The following is a 16,228-nucleotide window of genomic DNA, read 5'->3' as shown; positions in this document are numbered from 1 at the left end:
GGCGGCGGGTGCGGCCATCAGGATCGCGCCCAACGCTGAAAGGAAATCGGAAAAGTGTCCCTGGAGCGCGCTGCTCCCATGGCGGGACTTCGCGACAAGGGCCTGATTCATGCAGCTCATCCCCGTCATCCTTTCCGGCGGCGCAGGGACGAGACTGTGGCCACTCTCCACAGAGCAGACGCCGAAGCAGTTCCTTCCACTGGCAGGCGAAGAAAGCCTCCTTCAGCAGACGGCTTTGCGCGCCAGGAGCATCGCGCAAGCAAGCTCCCCCGTCGTCGTCGCCAGCCAGGACCATGAGCGGCAGATCCTCCGAGAGCTCGAAGCGGTGGGATGCCCACCCTCCCGGCTGCTCCTCGAGCCGATCGGGCGCAACACCGCCCCCGCCCTCGCCATGGCGGCGCTCGAATGCACGGACGAGAACGCGTTGTTGCTGGTCATGCCGAGCGATCATGTGATCAGGGACGTGGAGTCCTTCGGCGAAGCCGTGCATCGGGCTCTTCCCCTGGCCCAGGATGGCTGGCTGGTGACGTTCGGCATCACTCCAGACCGCCCCGCGACCGGTTATGGCTATATCCACATGGGAGAGCCGCTCTCCGGCGAGATTTGCCGGGTGAACCGGTTTGTCGAGAAGCCGGAGGCGGCACGCGCGGAACGCATGCTTGCCGATGGCCGATATGTTTGGAACGCAGGCATCTTCCTCCTCCGCTCGGACCGCCTCATTGAGGAACTCTCGGTTCACGCGCCGGGGCTTCTCGGATCGGTTCGCAAGGCTTTGGCGACCGCCGATCGCGAGGGCAATCGAGTGATTCCCGATAGAGCCGCCTTCGCGTCCGTGGAGGCGAAATCGATCGACTATGTCGTGATGGAGCACGCCGCGCGCATGGCGGTGGTCCCCGTCGAGGTGGGATGGTCCGACATCGGGAGCTGGGATGCGCTTCATGAGATCGAAGCGCAGGACGACAGCGCAAATGCGCTGCACGGCGATGTCCTAGCGCTGGAAAGCCACGGGTGCCTTATTCGGACGAGCGGGCCGCGAGTTGCCGCGCTGGGCGTGTCCGATCTCGTCATCGTTGCCACGGATGACGTCGTGCTGGTGATCCCGCGGGAGCGTGCCCAGGAGGTACGACGACTGGTGCAACGCGCCAGTCAAGCGACGCCTCCGCCACCGCGACGACCGCAGCGAACCGCCGCCCTGTCGATCGCCACGCCCGCCGCCTCGTGAGCAGGAAAAGGGATCGGCGACACGGATCTCGAAGACGCCCGGAATGGAGAGTAAGATGAACGGCTATGCTCTGACGCCGCCGGTTCGCCACATCGCGCTGATCGGCAATTTCCCTCCTCGACGCTGCGGCATCGCGACTTTCACCGCCGATCTGCACGACGCGCTGCGCCAGATATCGCCCGACGCCAGTCTCTCCACTGTCGCGATGAACGATCCTGGGACGCGGCACCGCTACCCGGAGGAAGTAGGCTACGAGATCGCGCAGGACGATCCCGACGCCTACCTGGCGGCTGCGGACCACCTCAATGCGCTCAATCCGGACGTCATCTGCGTTCAGCATGAATTCGGCATCTTCGGTGGGAAGGCAGGCGGCTACTTGCTGCCGATGCTCGAGAGGCTTCGGGCGCCGGTCGTGACGACGCTTCACACGGTGCTGACGCAGCCCGACCCGGATCAACGACGGGTGATGCGCGCTCTCGCCGAGCGGTCATCCCGCCTGGTCGTCATGACCGAGATGGGCCGAACGATTCTTACCCGTGACATGGAGGTGGCGGCCGGCAAGATCGCCGTGATCCCGCATGGCATCCCCGATCTGCCCTTCCTGGACCCAGCCTTCCACAAGCACCGCTTCGGGCTCGACGGCCATCGCGTCATCCTGACCTTCGGCCTGCTTTCCCCAAACAAGGGCATCGAGGTGATGATCGAAGCGCTTTATCGCCTCGTGAAGGACCATCCAGATCTCGTATACATCGTCCTCGGCGCGACGCACCCTCATCTGGCGGCGCGCGAGGGCGAACGCTACCGCGACGAGCTGGCAAGTCGCGTCCGCCGCCTCGGTCTCGAGAGCCATGTGCGCTTCGTGAACGAGTATGTCGACGCGCCGACCTTGCAGGCGTGGCTCTCGGCCTGCGACATCTATGTGACGCCCTATCTCTCCGAGGCGCAGATCACGAGCGGAACGCTCGCCTACGCTGTCGGCTTGGGCAAGGCGGTGATCTCTACCCCCTATTGGCACGCGCAGGAGTTGCTCGCCGGGCGTCGCGGTCAGCTGGTCCCCTTCGGTTCGCCCGAGGCGCTCGCCGGATCCGTGGGCGCCGTTCTGTCCAACAGGAACCTTCGCGACGAGATGCGGCGCAACGCTTATCAAGCCGGCCGTGACATGATCTGGCCTGTGGTGGCGGAGCGCTATACGACGCTTTTTCAGCGGGCGCGCATCGAGGTCTTTGGTAAGCCGGGCGTCGTGCAGCTCCATGCCTCCAAGTCGAAGCCGCCGAAGCCAAGCCTCAGCGCCGTGGCGCGGCTGACCGATGGGTGCGGTATGCTGCAGCACAGTCGGTCCACCGTCCCCGACCGGCGCCATGGCTATTGCCTCGATGATAACGCCCGCGCGCTGATGCTCGCCACGCAGTTCGAAGCAGAGCGAATCGAGGCCAAGCGCGCGCTTGCCCTGGCGCCTACCTACGCCTCGTTCGTCGACCTTGCCTGGAACGAGCAGTCACAGCGCTTTCGCAACTTCATGGCTTTCAACCGGAACTGGCTCGAACAGGAAGGCTCGCAGGACAGCTTCGGCCGCGCTGTCTGGGCGATCGGCCGTACGGCCGAGCTCACCCGCAATCACGGTCTCAAGCTCTGGGCGACGGCGCTCGCAGACAAGGTGATCCCGGCAAGCGCATTCCTCACCAGCCCCCGCGCCCGCGCCTTCGCCATTCTCGGCCTAGCAGCGCATCTCAGCGTGTACCCGGGCCACCGACCGGCAAGGCTTCAACTTGAATCGTTCGCCGGGGAGCTGCTCGACCTGCTTCGTACAGTAAGGCGGGACGCCTGGACGTGGTTCGAGCCGGTCCTTGCCTATGACAATGCCCGCCTGCCGGAAGCACTGCTGCTGGCGAGTACCGTTCTCGGTCGCACGGACATGCGACAGGACGCCCTGGAGGCGCTGGACTGGCTCCGGCGCCAGCAGACCGCTCCGGAAGGCCATTTCCGGCCGGTCGGCACCCAAAGCTTCGGCGCGGCCTTTCAACCGCCGCGTGCCTTCGATCAGCAGCCGCTCGAGGCCTGGGCGACGATCGATGCCTGCACGCTCGCATTCGCGCAGGACGGCGATCGCCGCTGGCGGGACCATGCCGAAGCCGCGTTTGCCTGGTATCTTGGCGCAAATGACCTCGGCGTGCGGATCGCGAGCCCCGATGGCGGTTGCTACGATGGCCTGCAGGTGGATCGGGTGAACCTCAACCAAGGCGCGGAATCCATCCTCGCCTACCAGTTTGCAGCCCTGGCGATCGCGCGCTTGCGCAACAAGGCGGCCGCGTCTGACATAAGTGAGGAGCGCCCGGTTGCCGCGTCCGGAGGCAAGGCATGCCGCTGATCCAATCCAGCCTGCACCTCCTTCCGAACCCTTCCAGGGTGGTCGTTCGGCCCTTGCAGATCGCTTCGGAGCCGCGGGACCTCAACCCTGTCGATAATGATCGGATGCGCCGGATCATCGCTGCCGTGCGGGCGATGGACGGCCGCACGACCCAAGCGGAGCTTGCCCTCGTGCTTGCGGATTTCGAGAGCCGGCACCGTGAGATTCGCAAGGTTTTCGAAGAGCGTTATGATCAGGTCGCGAGCGACATGGGTCTCACCGGTTCGTTAGACCGTTCGCAGCGGCAGCTTATCGGCGCCTATTTTTGTCATGAATATTCGTTCGGTGCCGCGGCGGTCATGAACCCGAGCATCGTACCTCATCCTGACCAGACGGGGCTCCCGCATGGCGCATTGCGCTTCATCCTGTCCCTGCGCGCCGTCGGCGAGGGGCACATCTCGTCGGTGACGTTCCGCCAAGGCATTGTCCTCTCAGACGGTTCGCTCGAACTCGAACCGGAACCGGATCTTGCGGTCGCCGCCAAAGCCGAGAGCCACGACGATGGCAGAGTCGTCTTTCGCCGCCATGACTGCAGCAACCGTCTCGACGAGATGGTGCTGTTTCCATTCACGCCCGCGCAGCGCAATGGCTTGGAGGACCTACGCCTCGTACGGTTCGAGCAGGATGATGGCGGCCTTACCTATTACGGTACCTATACCGCCTACAGCGGCAAGGCGATCTCCTCGGAAATCCTCGAGACCCGCGATTTCGAGACGTTCGAGCTTCGCCCGCTCCAGGGCAGCGCCGCACGCAACAAGGGTATGGCGCTCTTCCCGCGTAGCTTCGACGGCGACTATTTGATGATCGGCAGGCAGGATGGCGAAAGCCTTTATCTGCTGCGCTCCTCCGATCTCAATCGCTGGGAGCATGGCGAACTTCTTGCCCGCCCCGAATATGCTTGGGAGCTCATTCAGATCGGCAACTGCGGATCACCCATTGAGCTGGAAGAAGGGTGGCTGGTGCTCACCCACGGCGTCGGCGCCATGCGCAAATATTCCATCGGGGCGCTGCTGCTCGATCGGGATGACCCCAGCCGCGTCATCGGCCGAACAGCAGTGCCGCTCCTCTCGCCCTCGGATGAAGCACGCGAAGGCTATGTTCCCAACGTCGTCTACACCTGCGGGGCGTTGGCGCACGCCGGCCGCCTGATCATGCCGTATGGCGTGGCGGACAGTTCCGTGAGCTTCGCGTCGATGGACCTGGCGGAATTGCTGGCGATGCTGTCGCCGCCAGCTGGCGCCCGGTCCCCACTCGCCCACGATGTGGAGGCAATCCGGGACCGAACGGACGCGTGATCCTTCGCTCTGACGGGGCAGCGGACGTCAGTCGCGCACCAGCAGGCACTTGCCTAATGCAGCGTCGTGTCGGTCTCGACGTCCGCCTCCGCGATGACATACTCGTCCCCCTCCCGCGCGAAGAACATCGTGACGCGTTCTTCCTCGTTGTCTGGAGGCGGCCGATCGGGGAAATGTTCAACCCAGGCGCCGTTCACGTAGGACAAAAGGGTGGACCAGGCGATTGCATGGTTCGGGTGCGTCGACAGGAAGACCTTACCGAGGTGCTCGATCATCAGGACGACAACGGACATACGCCTATTCCGCCACCTTGACTCGCGAGAACATCTGCAAAGACGAGGTCGCAGAGAGAGGATCAGACCATCAACGGCTTCCGGCTGGGTCGGAAGTGCGAATGCCTGACAAAATCTGTTCCACTTCGAAGAGATCGCCCGATGTCTCGACACCAGGTCCGCAGAGACGAATGATCATTCGCCCCTCGACTACCTTGCTTCCGATTCGAGGCGCGGATCCGAGGCCAAAATGAACGCCGGGCTTGTCGAGCACATGCTGATAGAGCCGCCAGTAACGGCGCCATTCGGCCGCGCTTCCGCTCGTCGAAATGGTCATATGGCCGGATCGGAGCGGCACATACGACACATCGCGGCTTAACTGCGCGCGTTCGATCGCAAAGCAGCGCGCCCCTCGGCCCGCAGCGACTTGCGCCGCTTTCCTCAGCAAGCCCGTCCGCACCGACCGGTCAGGCCAGCGAGTCGGGGCGAGGATTGCGATTTCATAGCTCGGCCGATCGCCGCTGCCGACCTCGCGGACTTCGAAAGTCGGGAGCTGGGGCTCGCTTTTCGCGGGCGCCGGGTCGACATGCGCGGCCGAGACGAGGGTGAGCACGCCGCACCACCAGTTGCCCTGGATGGACCGGGCCGAGCGTCGCAGCAGCCGGCCGAAGCACTGCCGTGTTCCGGAGGCGTCAGCGGCGGAGGCGAACCGTACCATCGGATCCGCCTCCCAGCTCAGCTCGCCCTTGAAATCACGACGCGCGCGGGCCGCACAAGCCGGCGTGCAACCCTGTATCCGGGCTGGAGGGTCTCCAGGACCAGGCCGTCACCTGTCTCGTCATCAGATCGCGATGAGATCGCATCATGGATGTTGGGGTCGAACGCCTCGCCCGTGCCGGGGCATATTCGCTCGACGCCCACCTTGATCAGCGCATCGAGAAACGCGCGACTGGTCGCCCGGAGCCCGTTTAGCAGGGCATCGACACTCGGCCGGGATCCTTCCTCGGTCCGGCTGGCCGCCTCGATGGCGAGATCGAGGCTGTCGAGAGCGGGAACGATTTTCGAGACCAGGTCTGCAATCCCGCTCTCGCGCCCCTCGGCACGCGCGCGATCGGCGCGCTTCCTGGCATTCTCGGCATCGGCCAGCGCACGCAGGAGCCGCTCCCGCATCTCGTCGGCTTCCGACGCGGCCGCCTGCTTGGACTCCGGCTTCTCCACCCCTTGCTCCTGCGGCTCCGGAGACTGCCCTCCTTCAGCGATGTCGTCCTGGTTCATTTGACCGAGCCTTCATTCATCCGTGCAAGCGGCAGGCGCCACTTCACCAAACAGTGATCAGCGGAACGGACCGGATCACTTCTTCGCGTCGTCCGCCTCCTCGAACTCGGCATCCACAATCCCGTCGTCAGCCGACGACGTGCTGCCCGGCTCGGAGCGCTGGGCGCTGGCGACCTTCTGCGTCGCAGACTGCAGATCCTCGCCGCGCGCGCGGATGTCCTCGATCTGGTCGCCCTGCATGGCCGTCTTCAGGTTCGAAACCGCCTCTTCGACGGCTTGCCGATCCGCGGCCGCAACGCGATCTCCTGCATCCGCAAGCATCTTTTCGGAGAGGAAGATCAGAGCGTCGGACTGGTTCTTCGCTTCCGCCAGTTCGCGCCGCTTCCTGTCCTCGCTGGCATGCTCTTCGGCATCCCTGACCGCACGCTTGATGTCTTCTTCGCTCAGTCCGCCCGACGACTGGATGGTGATCTTCTGCTCGCGCCCGGTCCCCTTGTCTGTCGCGGAAACGTTCACGATGCCGTTTGCATCGATATCGAACGTCACCTCGATCTGCGGCACGCCTCGGGGCGCCGGTGCGATGTTCTCGAGATTGAACTGGCCGAGGAGCTTGTTGTCCTCGGCCATTTCCCGCTCGCCCTGGAAGACCCTGATGGTCACAGCGGGCTGGTTGTCCTCCGCCGTCGAGAAGGTCTGGCTCTTCTTGGTAGGTATCGTCGTGTTCCGGTCGATGAGCTTGGTCATCACGCCGCCGAGCGTCTCGATGCCCAACGACAATGGCGTGACGTCGAGAAGCAGCACGTCTTCGACCTGGCCCTTCAGCACGCCCGCCTGGATCGCTGCGCCAAGTGCCACGACCTCGTCAGGGTTGACGCCCTGGTGCGGCTCGCGCCCGAAGATAGTCTTCACCGCCTCGACGACCTTCGGCATGCGGGTCATCCCGCCGACCAGCACAACTTCGTCGAGCTGATCGGCATTAAGCCCTGCATCCTCCAGCGCCGCCTTGCACGGCCCCATGGTGCGGGAGATGAGGTCATCGACCAGCGCCTCGAGCTTGGCGCGCGTTAGGCTGATGTCGAGATGCTTCGGACCGGATTGATCCGCGGTAATGAAGGGCAGGTTGACACTCGTCTGCGATGCCGAGCTGAGCTCGATCTTCGCTTTCTCGGCCGCCTCCTTCAGCCGCTGGAGCGCGAGCCGGTCCTGGCGCAGATCGATGCCCTGCTCCTTGCGGAACTCGTCCGCGAGAAAGTCGATGATCCGCTTGTCGAAATCCTCGCCGCCGAGAAAGGTGTCGCCGTTGGTCGACTTCACTTCGAACACGCCATCGCCGAGTTCGAGAATGGACACGTCGAAAGTGCCGCCGCCAAGATCATAGACCGCGATCGTGCCTGCCTTCTTCTTTTCGAGCCCGTAGGCAAGGGCGGCAGCCGTTGGCTCATTGATGATGCGCAGAACCTCGAGACCGGCGATGGTCCCAGCATCCTTGGTCGCCTGCCGCTGGGCGTCGTTGAAATAGGCCGGAACGGTGATGACGGCTTCGGTGACCGGCTCGCCCAGATATTTCTCGGCAGTCTCCTTCATCTTGCGCAGGATGTGCGCGGAGATCTCGCTGGGGCTCGACTTCTTCCCATTCACCTCGACCCAGGCGTCACCATTGGCGCCGGGGACGATCTTGTAGGGCACCATGCCCTTGTCCTTCTGGACGATGGGGTCATCGTAGCGGCGTCCGATCAGGCGCTTGATCGCGAAGAGGGTCTGCTCCGGATTGGTAATGGCCTGACGCTTCGCGGCGGCTCCGACCAGCACCTCGCCATCAGGGCGGAAGGCCACCATGGATGGGGTGGTCCGGGCACCTTCGGCATTCTCGATGACCTTGGGCTCCTTGCCCTCCATCACCGCGACGCAGGAATTGGTGGTGCCGAGATCGATGCCGATTGCTTTCGCCATGCCAGCCTCCGAATGAGAAAATCGAACATCGACGATGGAGAGTATCGCGCTCGTGAGTCCTGACCTGGATCAGTTGTCGCGCAAGGCCGCCTCAGACACCCATAGAGGCACGCGGATTCTCGTCATGACGCTGAGCCCAGCTCCGGGCGAACTCCTCAAGCTCGGCGTCTCCGGAAGGCAGATGCACCATCAGGCGGACCAACTGATTGCCGCGTGAACCGTCCCGCCGGTGGAACCCCTTGCCCTTGATCCGTAGCGTGCGGCCCGAGCTCGACCCCTTCGGGATCGTCAGCAACACCCTCCCGTCAACGGTCGGGACCCGCACCTTGGCGCCGAGCACGGCTTCGTCCCAGCGCACCGGCAGGTCCAGCAATACATCGTCGCCTTCGCGCGCAAAGAAGCGGTGCGGCTGAATTTCGAGGATGACGATCGCATCGCCAGCGCCTCCGGGACCAACCTCACCCTGCCCGCGAAGACGCAGCTGGGTGCCGGACTCGAACCCTGCCGGCAGCTTGAGGTCGAGAGCCTTCCCACCCCTCAGGTCGATATGCTGCGGTCGAAGAGCCGCGGCATCCTCGAAGCTGACATTCAACCGATACGCGACGTCCGCTCCGCGAGCGCGATACGACGCGTGCCGGCGCGCTCCACCCGCGGATTCCCCGCGGCCGAACAAGTCGCCGAAGATACTGGCGAAGTCCGCCTCGTCTCCGCTGAATTCGAAGGTTGTCGTGCTGCCATCGGCGCCCGCCCGAAAGCCGCCGCGCCGGGCGAAAGGACCGGCGCCATCGAAATCGGAGAAGCCGAAGGGAGCCTTCGGATTGCCGTCCTCGTCGATCTCGCCGCGATCGTAGCGCGCTCGTTTGTCCTTGTCGGTGAGCAGGTCATAGGCCGCGGTCACGGCAGCGAAGCGTTCCGCCGCCCCCGGCTTATCCGCGTTACGGTCGGGATGATACTCCTTGGCGAGCTTGCGGTATGCCTTCTTGATCGTGGCATCGTCGGCATCGCGCGGGACGTTTAGGGTTTGGTATGGATCCGCCATTCTATTCAGTCCCTGTCCCGGCCCCTCATCGCCTGCGATCGCCCCGCGCTGCAGATGAGATGGCAAATCGTTCCGTCAGAATCATCCGTTCGTCCCGAGGCTCCGCGGCTGCCATCGAGCTAGGCCGCCCCACCATCGTCTGGCGGCCTCAACGGCCTAGCCACAGCGTCAAAGCATGAAGAATGGTCTTTGTCTCCGGCACGTCGCGAACGGCAACTGCATCGACGCCGACGGTAACGGCGGGATAGTCATTGCCACCAGGGAAAATCGAATCGCCGAGGAAGACCATGTCTTCCAAAGGAACGCCGCTCTCCGCGGCGAGCTTGCGAAGCCCGAAACCCTTGTCGATTCCTGCCCGGGTGATGTCTATCGAGGTGGTGCCTCCGATATTGACCGACCATTCTGTCAGGGTCCGCCTCAACATCTCCTGGAGCTGTAGCCGCTTGCGCCGATCCGGATCCCAGGCCTCCTTGGCCTCGAGCGGCGCCTTCTGCCCAATTCCTGAATAGGTGATCTGCGTGCCGCGGTCCTCGATCCGGGGCCCCCATGCGGGATCGCGATCGAGCCCGGCAGCCTTGATCGCCCGGTCCAGCTCCTTGAGTATGTGGGCCTTCTCGGCCGGCGTGATTGCCTCCGAATAGGCTTGGCGCCACTCTCCGGCGAACCGGAAAAGCTTCGCTCCTGCCGTCGGCAGGATCCACAGCCGCCCCAGCTCGGCACCCGGCGGCAGCCGATCGACGACCTGCTTCTTGAACTGAGGCCAGTCGCCCCCGGAAATCACCGCCACCTGCGCGAAGGACAAGAGCGTGGCAAGCAGCCCGGCTACCTCGTCATCGAGCGGGGCCTTGCTCTCGGCCAACGTGCCATCGAGATCGAACGCCATCAGCTGCTTCACGCTGCCACCGTCCGAAGTGCGTCGACATCGCGCTCGCCTCGTGCGGTCATCGGGTTCGGCTCACCACATAGGCTGTTCCGTCAGCGCGGACGATGATGAGGTGATATGACTTGTCCTCGCACTGCGCGCGCCAGACCGGCCCGTCCTTCTCGTCGGGCAGCCGCTCGGCTTGAATGACGTTCTGGCACGGAAGGCCGGCATCTCGGATCGCACGGAAAAGCACAGCCTTCCGCGATGCCTCGTTGAGGTTGATCACCGCCTGCTGATAATTGTTTATCCCGTCGCTCGTGGCGGTCTGGCCGGCGGCAGGCTGTTCGGGCTTCTGCGTTCCGCATCCAGCGAGTGCGACGCACAAGGCGGTCGCCGCGAGGAACCGGCGCATCGATCGTTCTCCCCTGCTCAATGGGCCAGCAGCAGCGGCTTCGGGGACCGCAGCAACATCTCGCGCGTGACCCCACCGAGGATACGTTCGCGAATGCGCGAATGCCCATAGGCGCCGAGAACCGCGAAGCTCGACCGCGAGTCGATGATGACGTTCAGCAGTTCCTCTCCCACGCTGAGCTCACCGCGGGGCACCGAGAGCAACTCCGATTGGATGCCATGATGTGAGAGATAGGCGGCAGCGCCGGCGGCGGGAAACTCGGAAGCGTCGTCCCCGATCGTCACGATCTGGACGCGCGCCGCCCGGCTCAGGAGCGGAACCGCGAAACGCAGCGCCTGCGCGGCCTCGAACGAAGCGTTCCACGCGACGAGCGCAGTGCCCTCGAGGTCAAGCGCTCCGTTGTCATAAGGCACCGAGAGGATCGGAGCACGCGAATGGACTGCGACATCGCCGACGAGGTCGAGTTCCGCGTCCCAGCCGCCTTCGTCGCTTTCGAGATGACTGAGGATGATCACGTCGCTCAGCCGCGATTGATCGAGAAGCACCGTCGCGGGAGAACCAGCTCCGCGGAGCCAGTCGAACGCCACGCCCTCGTCGCGCAGTCTGGCCTCCACGGCCGCGCGCGTGGCATCCTGTCGTTTCTCATGCTCCGTGAAGAGCTTCACCGATGGGTAAACCCCGCCGAAGGGGTCGGCCATTGCGTAGGCCGACAGCGGCGCAGCCTGCGCGCCCGTCAGATGAAGGTCGAATGCCCGGGCAAGCTGGACCGCGGCGTCAAGCCGCGCGTCTCCGCCCCTGTCCTCGGCCACGTGGAGCAATCCTGTTTTCATCTACCGATCCTTTCGATTGCGTGGTCGGCCGAAAGGCAATGGCCGCAGCAGCAGAAGGGTAAGCAGCGGAAGGATTGCGGACGCTGACATAGGTCAGACGCGGCGCCCGCCGATCGCTGCCGCCCGTTGGAGGGTGGACTGCGGAGGTCAGCTCACTCGTCGAGGAGCGCGCGGAGCATCCAGGCCGCCTTTTCGTGAACCGCCACGCGTTGCGTCGCGAGATCCGCGGTCGCCTGGTCGCCCGCTTCATCGGCCACAGGAAAGAGGCTGCGAGCCGACCGGGCAGTCGCCTCGTGACCCTCGGCCAGGATCCTGATCATGGCCTCGGCCTTCGGGGGCGTCTCGGGCGCGTCGGCAAGAGAGGTGAGCCTGGCGAACTGCGCATAGGACCCCGGGGCCGGCTCACCAAGAGAACGTATTCTCTCGGCAATCGGATCAACGGCGTTCCACAATTCGGTGTATTGCGCCATGAACATCGCATGCAGGCTGTTGAACATCGGCCCCGAGACGTTCCAGTGAAAGTTATGGGTCGTCAGATAAAGGGTGTAGGTGTCGGCCAACAAGCGTGCCAAGCCCCCGGTAACCTCTTTCCTCTTTGTCTCGTCAATTCCGATATTCATGGCCATTCGAATTGTCCTGCAAATGGCGCCGCCTCCGCGGTCACTATTCCGCCGATGCGGTCGCAGCTCCTATGCCACCCTCGGCCACGTACGCAGCTCCTGAGGTCGCGCCAACTTTAGCCCACGAAGCGCGCGACAAAACTGACCCAGATCAGACGTGCGCCCCAAGGTCGCTGCTCGGGAAGGGCTTTGCCTTCGAGGTCCCGGATTTCGGCTGACCTGGGTCAGTGCGCGCGGTCGACTCGCAGAATAGGTGAACCGTGGCGGAGTACCAGTTGGGCTTGGATGCCCGTAGCAGACAGGAGGATCCGAGATGGTTTCACTTTTCCGCACTGACGCCACGATCAAGAAGGACGTGGAGAGCGAGATCCAATACGATCCGTCGATCCAGCATGAAGACACGATCGCCGTCGCCGTGAAGGACGGCATCGTGACGCTCAGCGGCGTCACCAAGAGCTACATGGACTCATATTATGCCGAGAAGGCGGCGAAGCGAGTTTCCGGGGTCAAGGCGGTCGCCAACGAGATTCAGGTCAAGCTCTCGACCGAGCGCCTCGATCCCGAGATTGCCGAGGAGGCGGTCAAGTCGCTGAAGCGCGAGCTGCCCAGCAGCGCCGACAAGATCAAGATCGTCGTCAAGAGCGGCTGGCTCACGCTCGAGGGCCACGTAGAATGGAACTATCAGAAGGAATGGGCAGAGCGCGCTGTCCGATCGATCGCTGGCGTGAAGGGCGTCACCAACACGATCACGGTCCAGCCCAGGGTCAATCCTGGCGACGTCAAGAAGAAGATCGAGGACGCGCTCGTGCGCAGCGCGCAGGTTGACGCGCAGCGCGTCCAGGTCGAGGTCGACGGCAGCAAGATCACGCTCAAGGGCACCGTGCGGACCTGGGCGGAGCGCCAGGAAGCCGAGCGATCGGCCTGGTCCGCGCCCGGCGTGTCGAGCGTCGACAATCAGATCAGGATCCTGCCCTGATGCAATCGGCGGGGATGGCTTTGGCTATCCCCGCCTTCGCCGGCTGCGCAGCATCGACCTGCACGAACCGATCGCCGACCGGCGCAACCTTGCGCACGGATTGAGCAAGAGCCCTTCAGGTCGGCGGGAACGTCGCGTCGATGATCGTCCCGCTCGGCAACTGGCAGCGGCCTTGGCCACCGCCAGCCATGCCTGCGCCGGGCCGCATCAGCCGGAAATGGCACCGCATCTGCCCGTCCGGCCCGCCTAGGTTGGCCAGGACTCTTCCGCTATAATGGGTGAGCGTGCTCTGGGTGGGACCCCAATAGGCCCAGCCGCGCCATCTCCACCGGTTGCCCCACCCGGTCCACAGTGGGCCGAGCTCTTCAATGGTTGTCTCGCTCGTGATCTGGAAGAACGGGCCTGCATAGGTCGCGCCCGTGCTCAGGTTAGCGGTCATCGTACCCGATCGGGCACCGCTCGATTTCCACACGAAGGTCGCTGTCGTCGACCCGCCCCTCGAAACGCCGATGCCGGACCCCGTGGTGGTGCACCCGGCTATGCCAAGAAGCATTGCGGGCAGGAGAGCAGCCCTGATTGCCTTCATCTTCACCTCAACCTCTTGCTCTATGCGTTTGATCGTCGCCCCTTCATCGGTGGTCGCCGCGCCTCACGGGGCTACCGACCTCCTGCGGCCGAGCCACGTCGAGCGGCGATCTTGGGTTAGTCGCAAGGGCGATCCGGGCTCTGATCTATCTCAGCCCGCCACCGGGCGACCGGGCTAGGTTGAGTCGGCGACATCAGAGCGGTTCGTCGCGCCATTCCTCGCGAAGACGGACGTTGCCAGCAAGGAGCCCTCAACTTGGATAGAAACGCAGGCACACTGGACCCCCAGCCAAGTCGACTGGAACAGCTCAGCACCGACTTCGCGGCGCTGGCGCCCAAGCTTCCGGACGGCCCGGAAAAGCAGGCTCTATCGCTGCTCCACGGCATGATTCAGGAATTGTGGCGCTCCGCCGGCTCGGCCCGCCCTGCCTTCGAGGCACCGGCCGGCGCGACTCTGGATGATCTGAAAAGCCTCCACGAGCATGCGCCCGCGATGGAGGGAGATGCGATCAATTCCCCTCTCAGCGTGGGAGCGAAAGCGCCAGAGTTCGCCCTGCTGGACGCTAGCGGCCGGGAAGTCACCCTCTCATCCTATGCGGGACGGGCGATCGTCCTCGTCTTCTATCCGCTCGACTGGAGCCCGGGCTGCAGCAAGCAGTTGGACCTTTATCAGCAGGAATGGAGCGAGTTCGAGAAGCGCGACGTGGAGATCGTCGGGATTTCCGTAGATAGCCTTTACAGCCACGGCGCCTGGGCCGCCGCCCGCGGACTCTCGATGCCTCTCCTCGCGGATTTCAATCCCAAGGGAGAAGTCGCGCGCCGCTATAACGTATGGCGCGACGCTGATGGCTTTTCCGAGCGCGCGCTCTACATTATCGATGGAGAGGGCGTCATCCGTTACGCCCACGTCTCGCCGAAGCTCCAGCATGTTCCCGACATCTATGAGCTCTTCGCCAAGCTCGACGAGATTGTTGGAACGCCAGCAACTGGGGGACGCGAATAATGGCGTCCGCGTATCGAGCACGCGGCTCGGCTGCCGCTCCGATCGTCATCTATGGAAGCCGTTGGTGCGGCATCACCATGATGGTCCGGCGGTATCTCGATCGAGCCGGGATCCCGTATCGCTTCGTCGACTGGGAAGCCCATCCGGAAGTGCGGTCGGAGCTCGAATGGCTGGCCGGAGGCAGGCTAGCCAGTCCGACGATCAAGCTCGGGGGACAGGTTCTCGTGCAGCCCTCGATGCGCGAACTCGAATGGGCGCTGGCCCGCGCCGGATACCGTTAGCTTTAGGAATACGGCTCGCACTGGCCACTCGCCCCCCCCCGGCCGGCGAGCCGTCGCACCGGGCAGCGTGATGCTATCACTCCGCCCGTCACGCTGTCCGGTGCCCTTCCCCACCAACAAATCTACGGCGCGCCCGTATCTTATAGGCGGCTGAGCATGATGCCGCGGCCGCCACACGAGTGGTTACGGCCAAACGCCCGAGGTACGACCCAACGGGCTCAGGGTTAGATCGGCCCCCCCGGTCTGATTTCTCAAGCGCGCCGGGCCGCCAGGCCCCTGCGGACTAAGTGGCGAGCCACGGATCGGGTTGGATCGTGGCAAGGGGCAACTCGTCCAGCGTCTTCTTCAGCTCGATTTCGTGCACGTGCACGTTGAGAGCTCCTGACTTCCGCATGATCTGCTGAGCCCTTTCCTCCGCGGCGGCATCGCGCGCGCGAACGAAGACGACCAATCCTCCCCCACGCAAATCGCGTTCCAAATCCTCCGCGCCAACGCCCCCAAGGATTGCGCTGCGGACGACCTTCGCAATTCCCGCTCCGGCCGCGCCGCCGGCGGCCGTAGCGGCAAGCACCGCTGCGAGTGCGCCGCCGGATGCGACGACCGGCAAAGCTGCCCCGAGCGCGGCAAGCGAGATCAACGTCCCGAACACCAGACCCGTGACCGTCGTCCCTTCATCGCGCGTTACGAGCTCGCGTCGTGGCAGCTCAGGTATCTCGGCCAGGTAGATGGGATCAGCATAGATCGCCGGCAGCTTCTTTAGGACCGCCTCGCGGCTGGCCATCAGGTCGATATCGCTCTTGTCGAAGCCCGCGGCGCTGAGTGCGACGACCATGCTCTCGAGCAGTTCGAGATTGTGCACGGTGCCGACGACTTCCCGAGCCCGGACGGTTTGGACAATGCTCTGCTCCGACTCTTGCGGCACGCTGCGCTCCACTGATGACCGGAATACTCCAAGCCTCGCCGGTCTCCGCTCGAAACGCCCTGATATAAATCAGCCATCGCGGCCGCACTGCTCCCGCATCCTTTGCGCTCGCGCCCGAAAGCGAAAATGTCGCTCAAACGGCCTGACGCCGTCTTGAACACGACTTCACCAGTACTAGCTAAATTGTGCCGGGTGCCTCTGCGGGCCCGGCAGGACAAGAGGGCGTCGGCTCTCTCTCCGACGCCTCAGATGTCCAAATTGCTCACGAGGAGGATTT

General features: G+C 64.2%; 17 protein-coding genes. 6 read left to right on the top strand and 11 right to left on the bottom strand.

Annotation, left to right across the window (positions count from 1 at the left end; all coding sequences use genetic code 11):
• Positions 1 to 109: 109 nt before the first annotated feature.
• The 3 genes from SCLO_RS19865 (at position 110) to SCLO_RS19855 (ending at position 4,921) form a co-directional block, all read left to right on the top strand.
• The gene (locus tag SCLO_RS19865; RefSeq protein WP_007406228.1) at positions 110 to 1,222 is read left to right on the top strand and encodes a mannose-1-phosphate guanylyltransferase/mannose-6-phosphate isomerase; all 1,113 of its coding nucleotides are present in this window, start codon (positions 110 to 112) and stop codon (positions 1,220 to 1,222) included.
• Between the two features lie 55 nt (positions 1,223 to 1,277).
• Complete coding sequence (locus SCLO_RS19860) at positions 1,278 to 3,587, top strand: glycosyltransferase family 4 protein (RefSeq protein WP_066516390.1); 2,310 nt, start codon at positions 1,278 to 1,280, stop codon at positions 3,585 to 3,587.
• A 104-nt stretch (positions 3,588 to 3,691) separates the two neighbouring features.
• Complete coding sequence (locus tag SCLO_RS19855) at positions 3,692 to 4,921, top strand: glycoside hydrolase family 130 protein (RefSeq protein WP_066516453.1); 1,230 nt, start codon at positions 3,692 to 3,694, stop codon at positions 4,919 to 4,921.
• Between the two features lie 53 nt (positions 4,922 to 4,974).
• Here the strand turns inward: SCLO_RS19855 and SCLO_RS19850 are convergent, their stop codons facing one another.
• The 9 genes from SCLO_RS19850 to SCLO_RS19810 all read right to left on the bottom strand — a co-directional run bounded on the left by SCLO_RS19850 (position 4,975) and on the right by SCLO_RS19810 (position 12,184).
• Positions 4,975 to 5,196, bottom strand: coding sequence for a hypothetical protein (locus tag SCLO_RS19850; protein ID WP_145980682.1), 222 nt, complete (start codon positions 5,194 to 5,196; stop codon positions 4,975 to 4,977).
• Between the two features lie 88 nt (positions 5,197 to 5,284).
• Positions 5,285 to 5,911 (bottom strand): hypothetical protein, encoded by a 627-nt coding sequence (locus SCLO_RS19845; RefSeq protein ID WP_066516384.1) that lies wholly within the window; start codon positions 5,909 to 5,911, stop codon positions 5,285 to 5,287.
• A 17-nt stretch (positions 5,912 to 5,928) separates the two neighbouring features.
• Positions 5,929 to 6,468 (bottom strand): nucleotide exchange factor GrpE, encoded by a 540-nt coding sequence (locus SCLO_RS19840; protein WP_066516382.1) that lies wholly within the window; start codon positions 6,466 to 6,468, stop codon positions 5,929 to 5,931.
• A 75-nt stretch (positions 6,469 to 6,543) separates the two neighbouring features.
• Entirely contained in the window at positions 6,544 to 8,418 is a 1,875-nt protein-coding gene (dnaK, locus tag SCLO_RS19835) for a molecular chaperone DnaK (RefSeq protein WP_066516381.1), read from the bottom strand.
• A gap of 91 nt (positions 8,419 to 8,509) precedes the next feature.
• A complete protein-coding gene (locus SCLO_RS19830) occupies positions 8,510 to 9,457 on the bottom strand; it encodes a DnaJ C-terminal domain-containing protein (RefSeq protein WP_066516379.1) in 948 nt (315 codons plus the stop codon).
• Between the two features lie 148 nt (positions 9,458 to 9,605).
• Positions 9,606 to 10,352: an HAD-IIB family hydrolase gene (locus SCLO_RS19825; protein WP_066516378.1), complete on the bottom strand. Its 747-nt coding sequence runs from the start codon at positions 10,350 to 10,352 to the stop codon at positions 9,606 to 9,608.
• Between the two features lie 46 nt (positions 10,353 to 10,398).
• On the bottom strand, positions 10,399 to 10,734 hold the full coding sequence (locus tag SCLO_RS19820; protein WP_066516377.1) for a hypothetical protein: 336 nt from the start codon (positions 10,732 to 10,734) through the stop codon (positions 10,399 to 10,401).
• A gap of 17 nt (positions 10,735 to 10,751) precedes the next feature.
• Positions 10,752 to 11,564, bottom strand: a complete 813-nt coding sequence (locus tag SCLO_RS19815) for a universal stress protein (RefSeq protein WP_066516375.1) — start codon at positions 11,562 to 11,564, stop codon at positions 10,752 to 10,754.
• 152 nt (positions 11,565 to 11,716) lie between these two features.
• Positions 11,717 to 12,184 carry a Dps family protein gene (locus tag SCLO_RS19810; RefSeq protein ID WP_197418042.1) on the bottom strand — a complete coding sequence of 156 codons (468 nt, stop codon included), beginning with the start codon at positions 12,182 to 12,184 and terminating at the stop codon, positions 11,717 to 11,719.
• A 313-nt stretch (positions 12,185 to 12,497) separates the two neighbouring features.
• Here SCLO_RS19810 and SCLO_RS19805 point away from each other — a divergent pair, with 313 nt between their 5' ends.
• Positions 12,498 to 13,160 (top strand): BON domain-containing protein, encoded by a 663-nt coding sequence (locus SCLO_RS19805; protein WP_066516365.1) that lies wholly within the window; start codon positions 12,498 to 12,500, stop codon positions 13,158 to 13,160.
• Positions 13,161 to 13,275: 115 nt separating this feature from the next.
• Here SCLO_RS19805 and SCLO_RS19800 read toward each other — a convergent pair whose 3' ends face one another.
• Entirely contained in the window at positions 13,276 to 13,599 is a 324-nt protein-coding gene (locus SCLO_RS19800) for a hypothetical protein (protein ID WP_231727515.1), read from the bottom strand.
• Between the two features lie 402 nt (positions 13,600 to 14,001).
• Between SCLO_RS19800 and SCLO_RS19795 the strand changes: the two genes are divergently transcribed.
• Together SCLO_RS19795 and SCLO_RS19790 are read left to right on the top strand one after the other, a co-directional pair.
• Complete coding sequence (locus SCLO_RS19795) at positions 14,002 to 14,748, top strand: redoxin domain-containing protein (protein ID WP_066516364.1); 747 nt, start codon at positions 14,002 to 14,004, stop codon at positions 14,746 to 14,748.
• Complete coding sequence (locus SCLO_RS19790; RefSeq protein WP_007406284.1) at positions 14,748 to 15,029, top strand: glutaredoxin family protein; 282 nt, start codon at positions 14,748 to 14,750, stop codon at positions 15,027 to 15,029. The genes SCLO_RS19795 and SCLO_RS19790 overlap by 1 nt, the downstream gene beginning before the upstream one ends.
• Before the next feature lie 283 nt (positions 15,030 to 15,312).
• On the opposite strand, the gene SCLO_RS19785 is transcribed toward SCLO_RS19790, so the two are convergent.
• Positions 15,313 to 15,963, bottom strand: coding sequence for a hypothetical protein (locus SCLO_RS19785; protein WP_231726488.1), 651 nt, complete (start codon positions 15,961 to 15,963; stop codon positions 15,313 to 15,315).
• Between the last annotated feature and the right edge of the window lie 265 nt (positions 15,964 to 16,228).

It is taken from the genome of Sphingobium cloacae (assembly GCF_002355855.1).
Classification (GTDB): Bacteria; Pseudomonadota; Alphaproteobacteria; order Sphingomonadales; family Sphingomonadaceae; genus Sphingobium; species Sphingobium cloacae.
This window is presented reverse-complemented; position numbering and strand designations above follow the sequence as displayed.

Excerpts from the sequence above, each read along its gene's own strand:
- SCLO_RS19830 (WP_066516379.1), bottom strand. The coding sequence starts at position 9,457 with ATGGCGGATCCATACCAAACCCTAAACGTCCCGCGCGATGCCGACGAT.
- SCLO_RS19805 (WP_066516365.1), top strand. The coding sequence starts at position 12,498 with ATGGTTTCACTTTTCCGCACTGACGCCACGATCAAGAAGGACGTGGAG.
- SCLO_RS19800 (WP_231727515.1), bottom strand. The coding sequence starts at position 13,599 with ATGACCGCTAACCTGAGCACGGGCGCGACCTATGCAGGCCCGTTCTTC.
- SCLO_RS19820 (WP_066516377.1), bottom strand. The coding sequence starts at position 10,734 with ATGCGCCGGTTCCTCGCGGCGACCGCCTTGTGCGTCGCACTCGCTGGA.
- SCLO_RS19850 (WP_145980682.1), bottom strand. The coding sequence starts at position 5,196 with ATGATCGAGCACCTCGGTAAGGTCTTCCTGTCGACGCACCCGAACCAT.
- SCLO_RS19845 (WP_066516384.1), bottom strand. The coding sequence starts at position 5,911 with ATGGTACGGTTCGCCTCCGCCGCTGACGCCTCCGGAACACGGCAGTGC.
- SCLO_RS19810 (WP_197418042.1), bottom strand. The coding sequence starts at position 12,184 with ATGAATATCGGAATTGACGAGACAAAGAGGAAAGAGGTTACCGGGGGC.
- dnaK (WP_066516381.1), bottom strand. The coding sequence starts at position 8,418 with ATGGCGAAAGCAATCGGCATCGATCTCGGCACCACCAATTCCTGCGTC.
- SCLO_RS19840 (WP_066516382.1), bottom strand. The coding sequence starts at position 6,468 with ATGAACCAGGACGACATCGCTGAAGGAGGGCAGTCTCCGGAGCCGCAG.
- SCLO_RS19860 (WP_066516390.1), top strand. The coding sequence starts at position 1,278 with ATGAACGGCTATGCTCTGACGCCGCCGGTTCGCCACATCGCGCTGATC.
- SCLO_RS19855 (WP_066516453.1), top strand. The coding sequence starts at position 3,692 with ATGCGCCGGATCATCGCTGCCGTGCGGGCGATGGACGGCCGCACGACC.
- SCLO_RS19790 (WP_007406284.1), top strand. The coding sequence starts at position 14,748 with ATGGCGTCCGCGTATCGAGCACGCGGCTCGGCTGCCGCTCCGATCGTC.
- SCLO_RS19865 (WP_007406228.1), top strand. The coding sequence starts at position 110 with ATGCAGCTCATCCCCGTCATCCTTTCCGGCGGCGCAGGGACGAGACTG.
- SCLO_RS19815 (WP_066516375.1), bottom strand. The coding sequence starts at position 11,564 with ATGAAAACAGGATTGCTCCACGTGGCCGAGGACAGGGGCGGAGACGCG.